The organism is Paenirhodobacter sp. (assembly GCF_050177655.1).
In the GTDB taxonomy this organism is placed as follows: domain Bacteria; phylum Pseudomonadota; class Alphaproteobacteria; order Rhodobacterales; family Rhodobacteraceae; genus Rhodobacter.
The window spans coordinates 24,088-41,452 of the sequence record NZ_JBFXGV010000011.1 but is presented as its reverse complement, the minus strand read 5'-3'; the positions used below and the strand labels follow the sequence as shown (position 1 = coordinate 41,452).

The 17,365-nt window shown below is 68.7% G+C and carries 17 protein-coding genes; 5 read left to right on the top strand and 12 right to left on the bottom strand.

The features are described 5' to 3' along the window. Window positions 1-6: 6 nt before the first annotated feature. The 4 genes from tatB (at window position 7) to AB7U46_RS06550 (ending at window position 2,846) form a co-directional block, all read left to right on the top strand. Entirely contained in the window at window positions 7-585 is a 579-nt protein-coding gene (gene tatB / locus AB7U46_RS06565) for a Sec-independent protein translocase protein TatB (RefSeq protein ID WP_428336149.1), read from the top strand. Beyond that, entirely contained in the window at window positions 582-1,412 is an 831-nt protein-coding gene (gene tatC / locus AB7U46_RS06560) for a twin-arginine translocase subunit TatC (protein ID WP_428336148.1), read from the top strand. Before tatB ends, tatC begins: the two co-directional genes overlap by 4 nt. Beyond that, entirely contained in the window at window positions 1,409-2,245 is an 837-nt protein-coding gene (locus AB7U46_RS06555) for an ATP-binding protein (RefSeq protein ID WP_428336147.1), read from the top strand. Before tatC ends, AB7U46_RS06555 begins: the two co-directional genes overlap by 4 nt. Window positions 2,246-2,426: 181 nt before the next feature. Continuing rightward, entirely contained in the window at window positions 2,427-2,846 is a 420-nt protein-coding gene (locus AB7U46_RS06550; protein WP_428336146.1) for a DoxX family protein, read from the top strand. A gap of 138 nt (window positions 2,847-2,984) precedes the next feature. Here AB7U46_RS06550 and AB7U46_RS06545 read toward each other — a convergent pair whose 3' ends face one another. The 8 genes from AB7U46_RS06545 to gltX all read right to left on the bottom strand — a co-directional run bounded on the left by AB7U46_RS06545 (window position 2,985) and on the right by gltX (window position 11,775). Then, the gene (locus AB7U46_RS06545; protein WP_428336145.1) at window positions 2,985-4,664 is read right to left on the bottom strand and encodes a putative transporter; all 1,680 of its coding nucleotides are present in this window, start codon (window positions 4,662-4,664) and stop codon (window positions 2,985-2,987) included. Between the two features lie 128 nt (window positions 4,665-4,792). Next, window positions 4,793-6,031, bottom strand: coding sequence for a peptidoglycan DD-metalloendopeptidase family protein (locus AB7U46_RS06540; RefSeq protein ID WP_428336144.1), 1,239 nt, complete (start codon window positions 6,029-6,031; stop codon window positions 4,793-4,795). Window positions 6,032-6,092: 61 nt separating this feature from the next. Continuing rightward, the gene (locus tag AB7U46_RS06535) at window positions 6,093-6,758 is read right to left on the bottom strand and encodes a protein-L-isoaspartate(D-aspartate) O-methyltransferase (RefSeq protein WP_428336143.1); all 666 of its coding nucleotides are present in this window, start codon (window positions 6,756-6,758) and stop codon (window positions 6,093-6,095) included. Next, window positions 6,755-7,543, bottom strand: a complete 789-nt coding sequence (gene surE / locus AB7U46_RS06530) for a 5'/3'-nucleotidase SurE (RefSeq protein ID WP_428336142.1) — start codon at window positions 7,541-7,543, stop codon at window positions 6,755-6,757. The genes AB7U46_RS06535 and surE overlap by 4 nt, the downstream gene beginning before the upstream one ends. 246 nt (window positions 7,544-7,789) lie before the next feature. After that, window positions 7,790-8,446, bottom strand: coding sequence for an SDR family NAD(P)-dependent oxidoreductase (locus AB7U46_RS06525; RefSeq protein WP_428336141.1), 657 nt, complete (start codon window positions 8,444-8,446; stop codon window positions 7,790-7,792). Window positions 8,447-8,476: 30 nt separating this feature from the next. Next, window positions 8,477-8,929 (bottom strand): DUF1284 domain-containing protein, encoded by a 453-nt coding sequence (locus AB7U46_RS06520; protein WP_428336140.1) that lies wholly within the window; start codon window positions 8,927-8,929, stop codon window positions 8,477-8,479. Between the two features lie 59 nt (window positions 8,930-8,988). Continuing rightward, a complete protein-coding gene (gene gltA / locus AB7U46_RS06515) occupies window positions 8,989-10,284 on the bottom strand; it encodes a citrate synthase (protein WP_428336139.1) in 1,296 nt (431 codons plus the stop codon). Window positions 10,285-10,359: 75 nt separating this feature from the next. Then, window positions 10,360-11,775, bottom strand: coding sequence for a glutamate--tRNA ligase (gene gltX, locus AB7U46_RS06510; protein ID WP_428336138.1), 1,416 nt, complete (start codon window positions 11,773-11,775; stop codon window positions 10,360-10,362). Between the two features lie 129 nt (window positions 11,776-11,904). Between gltX and AB7U46_RS06505 the strand changes: the two genes are divergently transcribed. Beyond that, window positions 11,905-14,067: a ComEC/Rec2 family competence protein gene (locus tag AB7U46_RS06505; protein WP_428336137.1), complete on the top strand. Its 2,163-nt coding sequence runs from the start codon at window positions 11,905-11,907 to the stop codon at window positions 14,065-14,067. A 42-nt stretch (window positions 14,068-14,109) separates the two neighbouring features. On the opposite strand, the gene lexA is transcribed toward AB7U46_RS06505, so the two are convergent. From lexA to trpC, 4 genes are all read right to left on the bottom strand, one after another. Then, the gene (lexA, locus tag AB7U46_RS06500) at window positions 14,110-14,805 is read right to left on the bottom strand and encodes a transcriptional repressor LexA (protein WP_428336136.1); all 696 of its coding nucleotides are present in this window, start codon (window positions 14,803-14,805) and stop codon (window positions 14,110-14,112) included. 113 nt (window positions 14,806-14,918) lie between these two features. Continuing rightward, a complete protein-coding gene (locus tag AB7U46_RS06495; protein WP_428336135.1) occupies window positions 14,919-16,100 on the bottom strand; it encodes a molybdopterin molybdotransferase MoeA in 1,182 nt (393 codons plus the stop codon). Next, window positions 16,097-16,573 carry a cyclic pyranopterin monophosphate synthase MoaC gene (gene moaC / locus AB7U46_RS06490; RefSeq protein ID WP_428336134.1) on the bottom strand — a complete coding sequence of 159 codons (477 nt, stop codon included), beginning with the start codon at window positions 16,571-16,573 and terminating at the stop codon, window positions 16,097-16,099. Before moaC ends, AB7U46_RS06495 begins: the two co-directional genes overlap by 4 nt. Next, window positions 16,570-17,364: an indole-3-glycerol phosphate synthase TrpC gene (gene trpC, locus AB7U46_RS06485; protein WP_428336133.1), complete on the bottom strand. Its 795-nt coding sequence runs from the start codon at window positions 17,362-17,364 to the stop codon at window positions 16,570-16,572. The genes moaC and trpC overlap by 4 nt, the downstream gene beginning before the upstream one ends. Window position 17,365: the final 1 nt, after the last annotated feature.

Below are 17,365 nucleotides of genomic sequence, written 5' to 3'. Positions count from 1 at the left end.
TGAAAGATGTTCGATATCGGTTGGAGCGAGCTTCTGCTGATCGGCGTGGTGGCGCTGATCGTGGTGGGGCCGAAGGATCTGCCCGTGATGTTCCATTCGCTCGGGCGGATGACCGCGAAGGCGCGGGCGATGGCGCGCGAATTCTCGCGCGCGATGGAGGATGCGGCGAAGGACACCGGGCTCGACGCGGCCGCGGCGGATCTCAAGGACATCGCCTCGAAGAAGTCGCTCGGCATCGCCGCGCTCGAACGCGCGACCGAGAAATTCGAGAAATGGGAGCCGAAGCTGCCCGGCGCGACCAAGGTCGCGGGTTGCGATACGGCGGCGAAGCCCGCCTTCGAGCCCGATCCCGACCTGCTGGCCGAGCTTGACGCGGCCGAGCTCGAGGGCGAGCCGGAGATCGAGGCCGCCCCGGCGCCCGCCGCCGCCCCCGTCGCAGCCCCGGCCCCGGCGGCGAAGGCCGCGAAACCGAAGGCCGCGAAGCCCAAGGCGGAGAAATCCGCCGAGGCAAAGCCCAAGGCCCCGCGCAAGACCGCCGCGAAAAAGGCGCCGGCGAAGAAATCCGCGCCGAAGGACGAAGCATGAGCACCGAAGAGATCGACGATTCCGCCGCCCCGCTGGTCGAGCATCTGGCCGAGCTGCGCACCCGCCTGCTTTACGCGCTCGGCGCTTTCGTCGTGGCGATGGTGATCTGCTACACCTTCTGGCAACCGGTCTTCAATTTCCTGACCCATCCGATCTGCGAATCCCTCGCCGAGCGGCACCAGCAATGCGGCCTTTACCTGATCAAGCTGCAGGAAGGCTTCTTCGTCGCGATCAACATCTCCTTCCTCGGCGGCTTCGCGATGAGCTTTCCGGTGATCGGCTATCAGCTCTGGCGCTTCGTCGCGCCCGGGCTCTACCGCTCCGAGAAACAGGCGTTCCTGCCGTTCCTCGTCGCTTCGCCGGTGATGTTCTTCGCGGGCGCGGCCTTCGCCTATTACGTGATCCTGCCGATGGCCTTCAATTTCTTCCTCGGCTTCCAGCAGGGCGGCCTCGGCGAGGAGGGCACGAACCAGCTCGCCTCGATCGGGTTTCAGGGCTCGGTGCAGGAATATCTGAACCTGACGACGAAATTCATCCTCGCCTTCGGCATCTGCTTCCAGCTGCCGGTGCTGCTCACGCTGATGGGCAAGGCGGGGCTCGTTTCGTCGAAGGGCCTCGCCAGCGTGCGCAAATACGCCGTCGTCATCATCCTGATCGTCGCCGCCGTCGCCACGCCGCCCGATGTGATCAGCCAGGTGACGCTGTTCTCGGTGGTCTACGGGCTTTACGAGATCTCGATCCAGCTCGTCGCCCGCATCGAGCGCAAGCGCAAGGAAAAGGCGATCGCCGAGGGCACCTGGGACGAGGACGAGGAGGAGGGCGAATGACCGACGCGCTCAAACGCATCGCCGAGGCGCTCGAGCGCCTCGCGCCGGCGCCGCGCCCTGCGCCTGACTTCGGGCAGGCCGAGGCCTTCCTCTGGCACACTTCCCCCGACCGGCTTGAACCGGTCGCAAAGGTGAACCGGGTCGATCTGAACCTGTTGCAGGGGATCGACCGCGCGCGCGACACGCTTCTGGCGAACACGCTGCAATTCGCGCGCGGCGCGGCGGCGAACAACGCGCTCCTCTGGGGCGCGCGCGGCATGGGGAAAAGCTCGCTCGTGAAGGCGGTGCATGCCGAGGTGCTGCGCCAGGGGCTCTCGCTCAAGCTCGTCGAGCTTGCGCGAGAGGATCTGCCCTCGGTCGGGCGGCTGCTGACGATCCTGCGGGCCTCCGGCCAGCGCTTCGTGCTTTTCTGCGACGACCTGAGCTTCAGCCATGACGATCAGCATTACAAATCGCTGAAAGCGGTGCTCGACGGCGGCATCGCCGGGCGACCGGCGAATGTGCTCTTCTACGCCACCTCGAACCGGCGCCATCTGATGCCGCGCGACATGATCGAGAATGAGCGTTCGACCGCGATCAACCCCTCCGAGGCGGTCGAGGAGAAGGTCTCGCTTTCGGATCGCTTCGGCCTCTGGCTCGGCTTCCACCCCTGCGGGCAGGACGAGTTCCTGAGCATGATCGAGGGCTATTGCGCGGCCTATGGCGTCGAGATCGGCGCGGAGGAGCTGCGCGCCGAGGCGATCGAATGGCAGGCGACGCGCGGCGCGCGCTCGGGCCGTGTCGCCTGGCAATATTTCACCGATCTCGCGGGCCGGCGCGGCATCGCGCTCTGATCCCCAGACCCCGGAACCCCGAACCCCGCGGCCATAACCGCGGGGTTTTTGCTGCGCTGATTACGAATGAATTGGCGAAAGTCATCCAATAACTCCGCCATTTCATACGCAATCACCGGGGCGTATCTCCTGCTGCATCGAACACAGCCACCGCGGGACACGGTGCATCAGGAGAATGAAAATGACCAATCTGCTTCAGGACTTCGGCTTCGGCTCGGCTGGCGGCATCGCGCTTGCGGCGCTGCTTCTTCGGCTTGCGCTGGGCGGGCTCTTCCTCGCCCATGCCGGGCTGAAATATTTCGTCTTCACCCCGGCCGGCGCCGCGGGCTACTTCAAGTCGCTGGGCCTGCCCGGTTTCTTCGCCTATCTCACCATCGCGGCGGAAACGCTGGGCGGCATCGCGCTGATCCTCGGCTTCCAGACGAGCCTCGTCGCCCTTCTGCTCGTGCCGGTGATCGGCGGCGCCACCTTCTTCGGCCATCGCAAGAACGGCTTCTGGTTCACCAATGCGAATGGCGGCTGGGAATATCCCGCCTTCTGGACGCTGGCGGTTCTGGTGCAGGCGCTGATCGGTGGCGGCGCGCTGGCGCTCACGGCCTGACCGGGGAGGGGGGCGCTGCCCCCCGCTGACGCTCCCCCCGAGGTATTTTTGGCAAGATGAAAGCCTTTTTCTTTTCATCTTGCCCAAAATACCTCGGGGGTGAATGCCGAAGGCAGAGGGGGCAGCGCCCCCTTTCTGCTACATCAGCAAGAGCACGATGATCTGCGGCGCGAGGATGCGCAGACACATCACCAGCGGGTAGACGCTCGCATAGCCGATCGACTGCGCCGCCGAGGGCGACATCGCATTGGCGAAGGCGAGCGCGGGCGGATCGGTCATCGAGCCCGCCAGCACGCCGACAAGGCTCAGATAGTTCACTTTCCACACGATCCGCGCCGCAAACCCGACGAGAAGCAGGGGCAGAAGGGTGATGATCGAACCATAGAGCATCCAGCTCAGCCCGTCGCCCGAGACCAGTGTCTCGACGAAATGATCGCCCGCCTTCAGCCCCACCGCGGCGAGGAAGAGCACGATGCCAAGCTCGCGCAGCGCGTGGTTCGCGACCGGCGGCATGAAGAAGACGAAGGGGCCGAAGAAGCCGATGCGCGAGAGCAGGATCGCCACGACGAGCGGCCCGCCGGCCAGGCCGAGCTTCAGTGGCGCGGGCAGGCCCGGCACCAGGATCGGGATCGAGCCGACCAGAACGCCGAGGATGATGCCGAAGAACACGCCCGAGAACTGCACGATCTCGAGGCTGCCCTTCTTGTCGCCGATCAGCGGCTTCACCGCTTCGATGTCCTCCTTCGCGCCGACGACGGTCAGGATGTCGCCGAATTGCAGCGCCAGCCCGCCATCCGCCGGCAGCTGCGTGCCCGCCCGCATCACCCGCGAGATCGTCACGCCGCGGCCCTCGAGCCCGAGATCGCGGATGTGCCGGCCAAGCGCCTTCTGCGCGGTCACCGCGACGCGCTGCCAGGCGAGCGCGGTGCCCTTCGTCGTGGTCGCGCCGCTCTCGACCTCCTCGCCGAGGATCAGCACCATCGCATGCAGCCGCTCCGCCGGGCCGACGAGATGCAGCACGTCACCCAGCGCGAGCTTCATCCCGCGGTCGGGGTGCATCAGCGTCTCACCGCGCCGCAGCCGGGAGACGACGACGCCGCGGTCGTAAAGATCGGGCACTTCGCCAAGCGTGATCCCGGTGAAATTCGGGTTGCGCACGGCGACGTTCAGCGCCGGCAGCTCTGCCGCGCCGCGTTTGCGCGCGGCGTCGAAGGCGGCCTCCTCCTCGGTCAGGCGGATGCGCAGCACCGCGCGGATCACCAGCATCGCGGTGAGAATGCCGACGATGCCGAAAGGATAGGCCACGGCATAGCCGAGCGGGGGCGCGGCGAGCGCCTCGGGCGGGGCGCCGATTTCCTTGAGCACCTGCGTCGCGGCGCCAAGGCCCGGCGTATTGGTCACCGCGCCCGACATCAGCCCGACGAGCGCGGGCACCGGGATGCCGGCGATGAAATGCAGCGCGACGGCGGTAAGCACGCCGACCACGACGATCGCCGCGGCGATCAGGTTCAGCTGCAGCCCCGCCTTTTGCAGCGTCGCGAAGAAGCCGGGGCCGACCTGGATGCCGATCGTGAAGACGAATAGGATGAGCCCGAATTCGCGCGTGAACTCGAGCATCTCGGCGTTGAATTCGATCCCCGCAGCGGAGGCCACATGGCCGACGAAGATCCCCGCGAAAAGCACGCCACCGATGCCGAGACCGACCCCGCGCCAGTTCAGCCCGCCCAGCAGCAGGCCGAGCGCGGCGGCGAGCGAGAGCCCGGCGGAGACGAGCGCGACGGGAGAAAGCGCCTGGATGAAGGCAAGAATCGCAGCCATCGACGACACTCCGGACAATGATGGGCCTAGGGCGGAGGCTGCGCTGCTTTGCAGCACAAATCAACGGGCGGCTTCCTCAAATGCAAAAAAGCGGGCCAATGGCCCGCTTTTTCAGCGTGTTAGCCCTCTCATTGCAGATAGGGCACCGGATCGACCGAGTTGGTGAAGCCCTGCCGCACCTCGAAATGCACGAAGCTCGGATCGCCGGCATGCACCTTGGCGATGCTCTGGCCGCGCTTCACCGTGTCGCCCTTCTGCACCGAGATGCCGTCGATATTGGCATAGACGGTGACGAGGTCGTTCGCGTGCTTGATCGCGAGGAAATAGACGTTGTCGGTGTCGCGCGAGATCAGCAGAACGGTGCCCGCCTCGGCGGCCTGCACCGCGGTGCCGGGCGCGGCGGAGATGTCGACGCCGTCATACTTGCCCTTGACATAGGGGCGGATGATCGAGCCCGCGACCGGCATCGCCAGCTTCGATCCGCCCGAGGCGGCGGTGCGGTTCGCGCCGAGATCGGGGGCGGCGGACTTGTCGACCGGCGCGCTCGCCTTCGGCGGGTTCTCCGCGGGCAGGGGCTTGGCGGCCGAGGGCGGCTCGGGCGTGGGCGAGCCCGCGCCGGGCTGGGTCACCTCGGTCGCGGCGACCTTCGGCGCGGTGCCGGAGGCGACCGGGATCAGCAGATATTGCCCCTCGCGCACCGACATGTCGGCGGGCAGGCCGTTCCATTCGGCGAGCGATTTCGCCGAGACGTTGTAATAGCGCGCGATCGAATAGGCGGTCTCGCCGCGGGCGACCTTGTGCCGGACCGGCTCCGAGGCGGCGGGCTGCATCCCGGTCGCGGGCTTTGCCGCGGGGGCGGCGGCGGCCGTGGTCGTGGTCTTGCTCACCGCGCTCGTCTGCGCCGGGCGGTTCGCCTCCGCGCGGTCGATCGCACCCGAGGCGAGGGTGGTGATGTCGATCTTCTCGCTGCCGGTGGTGGCGCTTGCCACAGCGGTGCTGGCCGCCGGCTCCGCGACGCGCCGCGGCAGGGCGAGCACCTCGCCCTTGTTGAGCGTGCTCGCCGCGGTCACCGCATTGTATTTCGCCAGCTCGCCGGCATCGACGCCGACGCGGGAGGCGACCGAGGCGACGGTATCGCCGCGCCGCGCCACCGCGACCTGATAATTCGGATAGGAGATCACGCCGCGGCTGTCGGGCTCGGGGCGCGGGGCGGTGGCCTGACGCGCGGCCTCCGACGTGTCGAGGCCGATCTGGCCGAAGCGCCGCAGATCGGGGTCGAACTGGCCGTTGCTGCAGGCGGTGAGCGCGGCAAGGGCGCAGCCGGCCAGCAAAAGCCGGGGGAATTGGCGGGCGGGGGCTCGATTCATCGCTCTGTCCTCGTCTTGGCGGACCCCTGTCGCCGGGGCCTTCGTCCGGTTTCGCCCCGGTTCAGTCGCTCGCCATACCCTCGACGAGGGGAACGAAACGCACCGGGCGCAATTCCTCGTAATTCAGTCCCGTTTCGGTCCGGGTCACCCGGATCAGGCTTTGCACCGTGTCCGACTGCCCGACGGGCAGCACCATGATACCGCCGATCTTCAGCTGGGACAACAGAGGGCCGGGCGGATCCTCGGCCGCGGCGGTGACGATGATGCGATCGAAAGGCGCCTGATCGGGCAGCCCGCGGGTGCCGTCGCCCGCGATCGCGACGATATTGGGCAGGCCGAGCCGGTCGAAGAGCGCCGAGGCCTCGCGCACGAGGCGGCGGTGGCGGTCGATCGTGTAGACGCGCCGCGCGATCTGGCTCAGTACCGCGGCCTGGTAGCCCGAGCCGGTGCCGATCTCGAGCACGGTGTCGCGCGGGCCGACGGCGAGCGCCTGCGTCATCAGCCCCACGATCGAGGGCTGCGAGATCGTCTGGCCGCAGGCGATCGGCAGCGGCATGTCCTCATAGGCGCGCTCGGCGAAGAGGCCGCGCACGAAGGGGCCGCGATCGACCGCCTCCATCGCGGAAAGCACCCGCGCCTCCGTCACGCCCTTCGAGCGCAGCGCGAAGAGGAAGCGCATCTTGCGCTCGGCGAGGTCTTCGCCTTCCTCTTCGGGCTGCTCGGTCATGCGAGACGCGCCTCCAGTTCGGCCAGGACGTCATGGGCGGTGAGATCGGCGCGCATCGGCGTGACCGCGATATAGCCCTCGAGATTGGCGGCGGCATCGGTGCCCGGCGCGGTCGCGGTGTGCTGCGGGCCGCCCTTGATCCAGAGGAAACGCCGCCCCGTCGGCGAGCGATGCGGCTCGACCGTGAAGAAGCTGTCGGTGCGATAGCCCTGAGCCGCGACGCGCGTGCCCTTCACCTGTGCGGCCGGCACCGGCGGGAAGTTCACGTTGTAGAAGACGCGATAGGGCCCGTCGTCCCAGACGCCGTTCTCCCAGAGCCGCCGCACGAGGGCGGGGCCATGCACGCGCGCGGCCTCGAACGGGTCGATCCCGGGGCCCATGCAGTCGGGGCCGAGGAACTGGCTCAACGCGATCGCCGGGATGCCCTGCAGCGCCGCCTCCATCGCGCCGCCGATCGTGCCGGAATAAAGCGCGTTCTCGGCGGCGTTGTTGCCGCGGTTCACCCCCGAGAGCACGAGATCGGGGCGCCCGCCCTCGAGCACGTCGTAAAGCCCGGCCAGCACGCAATCGGCGGGGCTGCCTTCGGCGGCATAGCGGCGCTCGGAGAGCCGCGCGATCATCATCGGATGGGTGTAGGAAATGCAATGCCCGACGCCCGATTGCTCGAAGGCGGGGGCGACGGTCCAGACCTCGCCCTCCGGCCCGGCGAGATCGCGCGCGATCATCTCGAGAACCTCGAGCCCGGGCGCGTTGATGCCGTCGTCATTGGTGATGAGAATGCGCATGTGGTCCCCTTTCGCCCCTGCTTAGCGTGGCCCGGGCAGGGCGACAAGCGCCGGGGGGGAGCGGGGTGAATTTGGGGGGAACTGTGCCCGATGGGACTCGGTCGGGCGGCCGGGGAGGGGGGCGCTGCCCCCCGCTGCCGCTCCCCCCGGGATATTTCCGCTCTATAGAAACAGCTTTCTACAGAGTGCAAATATCCCGGGGGTGAAGGCGCGGCACGCGCCGAGGGGGCAGCGCCCCCTTCCGGCTCAGAGTTCGGAAAGCAGGCGCAGGGCCTCGGCGCGGAAATCGGCGAGTTTCGTGCGGTCTTCGGTCGGGAAGAAGCGGGCACGGGTGGCGGTGGCCATCGGCTGCGGTTCGGCGATCACCACGCGCGGGCCGATCTTCACCGTCTCCGCCTGCCAGCTGCGCGCAAGCGCGATCTGCCCGGCCTTGGTCGCGCCGTAGCTGCCGAAGAACTTCTGCCCGCCGCGCGGATCGTCGAAGAAAAGCGCGGTGCCCTGACCGGCCAGCAGCAGCGGCTCGATCAGCGGGATCAGCGTCGCGGTCGCGGTCATGTTCGTCGCCACCGATTTCGCGAAATCCTCGGCGTCGAGATGGCCCGTCGGGCAAAGCGGCGCGGCGTGGATCGCGGCATGCACCCAAAGCTGCAGCGCGCCCCAGCGCCCGGCGATCGCATTCGCCATGTAGTCCATCTGCTTCGGATCGGTGATGTCGAGCGGCGCGAGCGTCGCCTCGCCGCCCCGTGCCTGGATCCGGTCGTCGAGCTCCTCGAGCCCGCCCTGGGTGCGCGCGACCGCCATCACATGCCAGCCCTGCGCGCCGAGCTCCTCGGCGATGGCGCAGCCCAGCCCGCGCGAGGCGCCGGTGACAAGGGCGAGTTTCTTCGGCTCAGTGGTGCTCATCGGGCATCTCCCTTCGGTTGGCGCCTTCTGTCAGAGCGCATCCCGGCTGGCAAGGGGCGAGAGGCCGCAGGGGGCGGCCTGCAACCGGGCGAGCGCCGCGGCGCACATGCCAAAGCCGAGCCAGGGGCATTCGGCGCAGATCGAGCGGTGGATCTCGGGCGGCAGGGCGCGCATCCGGTCGAGCGCGGCGCCCCAGCTCAGCCGGTCTCCCTCGGCAAGGCCGAGCGTCTGCGCATGGGCGGCATCGAGCGCGGCGATCCGCGCGCCGCTTTCGCAGCCGGTGCCGCGGCGCGAAGGGCAGGGGGCGCAGACCGCATCCGCCGCGAAGGTGACCTCGATCACCTCCGCCGCGCCGCCCGGCGCGCGCAGCCGTCCCTCGACCAGGGCGGCCATGTTCGCGGTGAATTCGGGGCTGTAGCCCTTGCCCTCGAAACCGAGCGCGCAAAGGAAATGATGCGGGCGGAAGCGGATCGGATCGCTCATCGGAGTTTCCATGCGAAAGGCCGGGGTTTCCCCCGGCCCTGTCCGTCGTTTCGACCGGTTCAGCGCTTTTCGACCGGGACGTAGTCGCGGAAGGTCGCGCCGGTGTAGAGCTGGCGCGGACGGCCGATCTTGCCGGTGGGATCGCCGATCATTTCCTTCCACTGCGAGATCCAGCCGACGGTGCGCGAGAGCGCGAAGATCGGGGTGAACATCGCGGTCGGGAAGCCCATCGCCTCGAGGATGATGCCCGAGTAGAAGTCGACGTTCGGGTAGAGCTTCTTCTCGATGAAGTAGGGGTCCTGAAGCGCGATCTTCTCGAGCTCCTTGGCGACCTGGAGCGTCGGGTTGTCGTGGATGCCGAGCAGGTCGAGCACCTCGTCCGCCGATTCCTTCATGACCTTCGCGCGCGGGTCGAAGTTCTTGTAGACGCGGTGGCCGAAGCCCATCAGCTTGAACGGATCGTTCTTGTCCTTCGCGCGGGCGATGAACTCGGGGATACGGTCGACGGTGCCGATTTCGCGCAGCATCTCGAGGCAGGCCTGGTTCGCACCACCATGCGCCGGGCCCCAGAGGCAGGCGATGCCGGCCGCGATGCAGGCAAACGGGTTCGCGCCCGAGGAGCCCGCCAGACGCACGGTCGAGGTCGAGGCATTCTGCTCGTGGTCGGCGTGCAGCGTGAAGATGCGGTCCATCGCCTTGGCGAGCGCCGGTTCCACCGTGTAGGGCTCGGCCGGGACCGAGAAGCACATGTGCAGGAAGTTCTCGGCGTAGCTCAGCTCGTTGCGCGGATAGACGAAGGGCTGGCCGATCGAGTATTTGTAGGCCCAGGCGGCGATCGTCGGCAGTTTCGCGATGAGCCGCATCGAGGCGACTTCACGCTGCCACGGATCGTTGATGTCGAGAGAGTCGTGGTAGAAGGACGAGAGCGCGCCGACCACGCCGACCATCGTCGCCATCGGGTGGGCGTCACGACGGAAACCGCGGAAGAAGTACTGGATCTGCTCGTGCAGCATGGTGTGCCGCGTGATCCGGTATTCGAAATCGTACATCTGCTTTTCGGTCGGCAGCTCGCCGTTCAGCAGCAGATAGCAGACCTCGAGGTAATGCGACTTCTCGGCCAGCTGGTCGATCGGGTAGCCGCGATAGAGCAGCTCGCCCTTGTCGCCGTCGATATAGGTGATCGCCGACTCGCAGGCCGCGGTCGAGGTGAAGCCGGGGTCGTAGGTGAACACGTCAGCCTGGCCGTAGAGCTTGCGGATGTCGAGGACATCGGGGCCCACGGAGGGCGAAAGCACCGGAAGATCGTAGGTCTTGCCGTCGAGCGTAAGCGTGGCAACGCGCTTGGTATCTGCCATGAAGTTCCCTTTCCTGTCGTCCGGCAAGGCCCCGCCGGTCTCTCGTTCCGGTTTCCCGGCTAAGGCGGCCAGGCCTCAGGCCACCTGATCGTTCAGTCGGGCCAGCGTTTCCTCCCGGCCCAGCAGCACCATCATCTCGAAGATGCCGGGGGTGACCGTCCGACCCGTCAGCGCAGCCCGCATCGGAGCCGCGAGCTTACCGAGCCCGAGCCCCTGTGCCTGTGCTTCCTGGGTGATGATCGCCTCCAATTCCTCGCGCGTCCAGCTAGCATTTTGCAGCTGCGGCGTCAATTGTTTCAGTATACCACGGGATACCGGATCGAGCTGTTTCGCCGCCTTCTCGTCCATTTCCACGGGGCGGGAGATCAGGGTAAAGCGCGCCTTTTCAAGCAGTTGCGGCAGGGTCTTCGCGCCCTGCTTGACCACCGGCAGCGCCGCCAGAAGCGCCGTTTCCTGCGCCGCGCTCAGCGCCGGCAGCTCCGCCGCCGCGAGATAGCCGGAAATTTGGGCAAGCAGCACGTCATCGGGGGTCACGGCAATGTGCTGGCCGCAGATGTTCTCGAGCTTCTTGAAGTCGAGCCGGGCCGGGGCGCGGTTGATTCCTTCCAGCTCGAACCAGCTTTTCGCCTGCTCGTCGGTGAAGAATTCGTCATCGCCATGGCTCCAGCCGAGTCGCGCAAGATAGTTGCGCATCCCCGGGGCGGGGTAGCCCATCGCCTGATATTCCTCGAGCCCGACCGCGCCGTGGCGCTTCGAGAGCTTCTTGCCATCGGGGCCGTGAATGAGCGGGATATGGGCGAAGACCGGCACGTCCCAATCCATCGCGTGATAGATCTGCATCTGCCGCGCGGCATTCACCAGATGGTCGTCGCCGCGGATCACATGGGTCACGCCCATGTCGTGATCGTCGACCACCACCGCATGCATATAGGTCGGCGTGCCGTCCGAACGCAGGCAGATCATGTCGTCGAGCTGGTCGTTGCGGATCGTGACATCGCCCTGCACCGCGTCGCGGATCACGGTGACGCCCTCGCGCGGGGCCTTCAGCCGGATCACATAGGGCGCATCGGGGAAGGTCGCGGGGTCCGCGTCGCGCCAGGGCGAGCGGAACAGCTGCGAGGTGCCCGCGGCCTTCGCCGCTTCGCGGAAGGCGGCGATTTCCTCCTGGGTGGAGAAGCACTTGTAGGCCGCACCGCGGGCCAGCATCTCGCGCGCGACCTCGGCATGGCGCGGCGCGCGTTCGAACTGGCTCACCACCTCGCCGTCATGGTCGAGGCCGAGCCAGTCGAGGCCCTTGAGGATCGCCGCCGTCGCCTCGGGGGTCGAGCGCGCGCGGTCGGTATCCTCGATGCGCAGCAGGAACGTGCCGCCGTGGCCGCGGGCAAAGAGCCAGTTGAACAGCGCGGTGCGCGCGCCGCCGATATGGAGATAACCCGTCGGCGAGGGGGCGAAACGGGTGACGATCTTCTGTTTTTGCGGTGCTTGCGACATTGGCGCCTTTCCCGCGCCTTCGCCGCCAGAGGGCAGGCGCGTTAACCTTTTGGAAACCATGAAGCCCGTAGGCTGTTCGCGGCTTTCCTAATGCACGAAGGGGTTCGAGGACAAGTGGCAGAGCCAGCGGTGAGTGCATCTCCCCCTGTGCGCGGGCGCAGGGTCTGGCCGGCGGCACGGCCGGGCGCCGATCTGCCGGTGCCTTTCGCGCTGCGCCGCGCGCGGGCGGGGCGCTGGCTGCGCCGGGCGCTGACGCGCGGCCTTGCCGATCCGCTCACCACGCTCGACGAGGCGCGGGGCGAGGTGGTGCTCTGGGCGCCGATCGCGCTCGCCTGCGGGATCGGCGGCTATTTCCTGCTGCCGGCCGAACCCGGGGCGGGGCAGATCGCGCTTGCCGTTGCACTTGCGGGGGCGGGGCTTCTCGTCTGGGCGCGCGGTCCGGGGTCGGCGAAATTCCTCGCCGCCCTCGTCGCGCTCACCGCGATCGGCCTCCTCGCCGCCGTGCTGCGCGCCCAGTCCGTCGCCGCGCCGGTGCTGAGCACGCGCTATTACGGCCCGGTCGAGGGGCGCATCGTCGAGATCGACCGCTCCGCGCGCGACGCGATCCGCCTCACCCTCGACCGGATCGTGCTGCGCGACCTCGCGCCCGACCGCCGCCCGGCGACGGTGCGGGTGGCGCTGCTCGGTGCGCCGCGGGATTTCGCGCCCGAACCCGGGATGCGGGTGATGCTCACCGCCTCGCTCAGCCCGCCCTCCGGCCCGGCCGAGCCCGGCGGCTGGGATTTCCGCCGCAGCGCCTTTTTCGAGCGGCTCGGCGGCGTCGGCTATTCCCGCACGCCGGTGATGCTCGTCGCGCCGCCCGAACCGGGGGACTGGGGGCTTGCCGGCTATCGGCTGCGGATGCGGCTTTCGGCGGCAATGCAGGCGCAGATCGGCGGCCAGGCCGGCGCCGTCGCCGCGGCGCTGATGACGGGCGACCGCTCCGGCATCGCGGCGGCGACGAATGACGTGATGCGCGGCTCGAACCTCTATCACCTCGTCTCGATCTCCGGGCTGCACATGGGCATGCTCGCCGGTTTCGTCTTCGGCGCGCTGCGCTATGGCCTTGCCGCGCTTGGCAATCGCACGCTGACCTGGCCGGTGAAGAAGATCGCCGCCGCCGTCGCGCTTGTCGCCGCGACGCTTTATCTCTGGGTCGCGGGGCCGCAGGTGGCGACGCAGCGCGCCTGGATCATGGTCTCGGTGATGCTCGTCGCGGTGCTGCTCGACCGGCGCGCGATCAGCCTGCGCACGGTGGCGATCGCGGCGCTCGTGCTGCTTTTGTGGCAACCCGAAAGCCTCGCCGCGCCCGGCTTCCAGATGTCCTTCGCCGCGACCGTGGCGCTGATCCTCGCCGCGCGGCCCTGGGGGCGCGTCGCCCATCGCCTGCCGGTCTGGGCGCGCCCGGTGCTGATGCTGCTGCTGACCTCGCTCGTCGCCGGGCTCGCCACCGCGCCGATCGCCGCCGCGCATTTCAACCGGATGTCGCAATATGGCATGCTCGCGAACCTGCTCGCGGTGCCGGTGATGGGCACGCTGGTGATGCCCGCCGGCGTGATCGCGGCGCTGCTCGCACCCTTCGGCCTCGCCGCGCCCGCGCTCTGGGTGATGGGGCTCGGCACGCGCTGGGTGCTGGCGGTGGCGGCCTGGGTCGCGGGCCTCGACGGATCGGTGAGCATGATCCCCGCGCCGGCGCCGCTCGTGCTGCCGCTCCTCGCGCTCGGCGCCACGCTCGCCGTCGTCGCGCGCGGGCCGCTGCGCCTTGCCGCCACCGCGCTCGCCTGCGCCGCGCTCGTCAGCTGGGCGATCCCCGCGCGCGCCCCGCTGCTGATCGCGCCCGAGGGGGCGCTCGTCGGGCTGATCGGGCCGGAGGGGCGGGTGCTTTCGAAATCGGCGAACAGCTTCGTCGGCGACCGCTGGCTCGAGGCGGATGGCGACCGCGCCATCACCGCCGAGGCCGCGGCGCGTCCCGGCTTTTCCGGGCCGAAGAACGCGCGCCGGACGGAATGGCGGGGCCGGGCGCTCGTGCATCTCACCGGCAAGGGCGCGGAGGAGCGCCTCGCCGAGGTCTGCCACGACGGCGCGCTCGTCGTGCTCGGTGCCTTCGCGCCGCGCGGCTTTTCCGGCGATTGCACCGTCTACGATCGCCGGTCGCTTGCGCGGAGCGGTGCGCTCGCGCTCTGGCCCGACGGGCGGATCACCGCGGCGGCCGAGGTCGCTGGCGACCGGATCTGGACCCGCGCGAGCAAGTGAAAAGGGCGCCCGAAGGCGCCCCGCATCCAGCCCGTGGGGGCCTCAATAGGTGCGGATCAGCCCGACGAGGCGGCCCTGCACCTTCACCTGATCCTCGCGCAGCAGCCGCGTCTCATAGGCCGGGTTCGCCGCCTCGAGCGCGATCATCCCGCCGCGGCGGTAGAACCGCTTCAGCGTCGCCTCATGCCCCTCGACCAGCGCGACGACGATATCGCCATTGTCGGCCGTGCCCTGTTCGCGGATCACCACGATGTCACCATCGTTGATCCCCGCCTCGATCATCGAATCGCCTTTGACTTCAAGGGCATAGTGCTCACCCCGGCCGGAGAGCATCGAGCCGGGAACGGCGACGTGATGGGAGACCTCGGCGATCGCTTCGATCGGCACGCCGGCGGCGATGCGCCCCATCACCGGCAGCTCGAGCGCGCCCACCGCCTCGACCGCCAGCGCGCCGCGCGGCGGGTCGCTGCGGTCGCCCGCGATCACCTTCGGCTCGAAGCCGGCTTTCGCATTGCGCTCCATCGCCTCGGGCAGTTTCACGATCTCGATCGCGCGCGCCCGATGGGCGAGGCGGCGGATGAAACCGCGCTCCTCGAGCGCGGTGATCAGCCGGTGGATGCCCGATTTCGACCGCAGGTCGAGCGCATCCTTCATTTCGTCGAACGACGGGGGCACGCCATCGCGCGCCATCCGCTTCTGGATGAATTCCAGCAATTCCAATTGTTTGCGCGTCAGCATCGGGTGTCCCTCGCTCGATCATCGACACGGAGTTCTGAAAACGTTCTAAGCCCGTTCCCCTTTCGTGTCAATGAATCTGACATGCGCCGTCTTAATGTTCGGTTAACCATGCCTCAGAGCGGCAGGTAATCCACCACCTCGCCCGCCGCCCGCGGCCCGTCGCCGATCGGGCGGATCAGGAGCGCGTCTGCCTCGGACAGAACGCCGAGCAGCGCGGAATCCTGATTGCCGAAGGGGGTGATCGCGGGCAGTTCCGCGCCGGGGGCAAGCCGCGCGCGCATGTAATGCGTGCGCGCGCCATTCGCGCCGACCGGGGCGGCGAGCACGGCGCGCCGCGGCTCGGGGCGCGCCTCGAGCCCCTGCATCCGCGCGAGCATCGGGCCGAGGAAAAGCGTCGCACAGACGGTCGCCGAGACCGGGTTGCCCGGCAGTCCAAGCAGCGCCGAGCCGCCCATCCGCCCCGCCATCAGCGGCTTGCCCGGGCGCATCGCGATCTTCCAGAACGCACGCTCGAGGCCGAGCCCCGCCGCGACCGCGCCGACGAGGTCATGCTCGCCGACCGAGGCGCCGCCCGAGGTCACGATCAGATCCGCCCCCTCGGCAAGGCCGAAAACCATGCGCAGGCTCGCCTCGCTGTCGCGCGCGATCGGCAGCATGCGCAGCTCGGCGCCCGCCGCCTCGGCCATCGCGCCGACGACGAAATTGTTCGAGCAGAGGATCTGGTCGGGCCCCGGTTCTTCGCCCGGCATCACCAGCTCGTTGCCGGTGGCGATCACCGCGACGACGGGGCGGCGGTGCACCGCAACCTCGGCGACATTCATCGCGGCGAGCAGGCCAAGATCGCGCGCAGTGAGCGCCCGGCGCGGGAAGAATTCGGCGCCTTCGGCAAAATCCTGGCCGCGGGGGCGGATGTTGTCGGTCTGCGCCAGCGTCTCGGAGAGGGTGATCCGGTCGCCCGCGCGCGCGACGTCCTCCTGCAGCACGACGACGCCGCCTGGCGCGGGGCAGGGCGCGCCGGTGAAGATCCGCACCGCCTGACCGGGGGCGAGGGGGCCGGTGTAGCCCTTGCCCGCCGCGGCCTCGCCCTCGACGCGCAGCACGGCGCCCGGGCGGTGATCGGCGGCGGCGAGCCAGTAGCCATCCATCGCCGAGGCATCGAAGGGCGGTTGCGTCAGTCGCGCGGCGGCCGGCGCGGCCATCACCCGGCCAAGCGCGGCGCGCAGCGCCACGGTTTCCGCGGGCAGCGGCGCGACCAGCGCGAGCACCTTTTCCAGCGCCTCCTCGACCGGGATCATGCCTCGGCCTCGTAGCGCCCGGATTTGCCGCCATCCTTCAGAACGACGCGTATCCCCTCGATCTGCATGGATTTTTCCACCGCCTTGAGCATGTCATAGACGGTCAGCGCCGCGGTCGAGACGGCGGTCAGCGCCTCCATCTCGACGCCGGTCTGGCCGGTCGTCTTCACCGTCGCCTCGATCCGCACGCCGGGCAGGTCGGGGTCGGGGGTGAGATCGAGCGAAACCTTGGTGATCGGCAGCGGATGGCACAGCGGGATCAGCTCGGCGCATTTCTTCGCCCCCATGATCCCGGCAACCCGCGCGATGCCAAGCACGTCGCCCTTTTTCGACGTGCCTTCAAGCACATAGGCCAGCGTTTCTGGGCGCATCACGACGCATCCCTCGGCCACCGCCACGCGCGACGTGACGGGTTTCTCCGACACATCGACCATATGCGCCTGACCGGCGGCGTCGAAATGGCTCAGCGTCATGCGACCTCCAGAAGCGCCTTCGTCGCCGCCGCCACATCGGCCTGCCGCATCAGGCTTTCGCCGATCAGGAAGCGCCGCGCGCCGACCTCGGCCATCGCGGCCATGTCGGTGCGGGTGAAGATGCCGCTTTCGCAGACGAGATCGCGCCCGGCCTCGAGGATCACTGGCGCCAGCGTGCGGGTCACATCAAGAGTGACCTCGAAGGTCTTGAGATTGCGGTTGTTCACGCCAAGCAGCGGCGAGCGCAGATGCTTGAGCGCGCGGTCAAGCTCGGCCCCGTCATGCACCTCGACGAGCACATCCATCCCCCAGCCGAAGGCGGCGTCTTCCAGCTCGCGGGCGAGGCTGTCCTCGACCGAGGCCATGATGATCAGGATGCAATCCGCCCCCCAGGCGCGCGCCTCGGCGACCTGATAGGTGTCGTAAAGGAAATCCTTGCGCAGCGCGGGCAGGGCACAGGCCGCCCGCGCGGCCCGCAGGAACTCGGGCGCGCCCTGGAAGGAGGGCGCATCGGTCAGCACCGAAAGACAGGCGGCGCCACCGGCCTCATAGGCTGCGGCGAGCGCCGGCGGGTCGAAATCGGGGCGGATCAGCCCCTTCGAGGGCGAGGCTTTCTTGATCTCCGCAATCAGCCCATAGCCGTGCGCCGCCTTCTGCGTCAGCGCGGCGGCAAAACCGCGGGTCGGGGCCTGCGCCTGCGCCTCGGCCTCGACGCCGGAAAGCGGGCGCGCCGCCTTCGCCGCGGCGATCTCCTCGAGCTTGTAGGCCTTGATCTTGTCTAGAATGTTCATC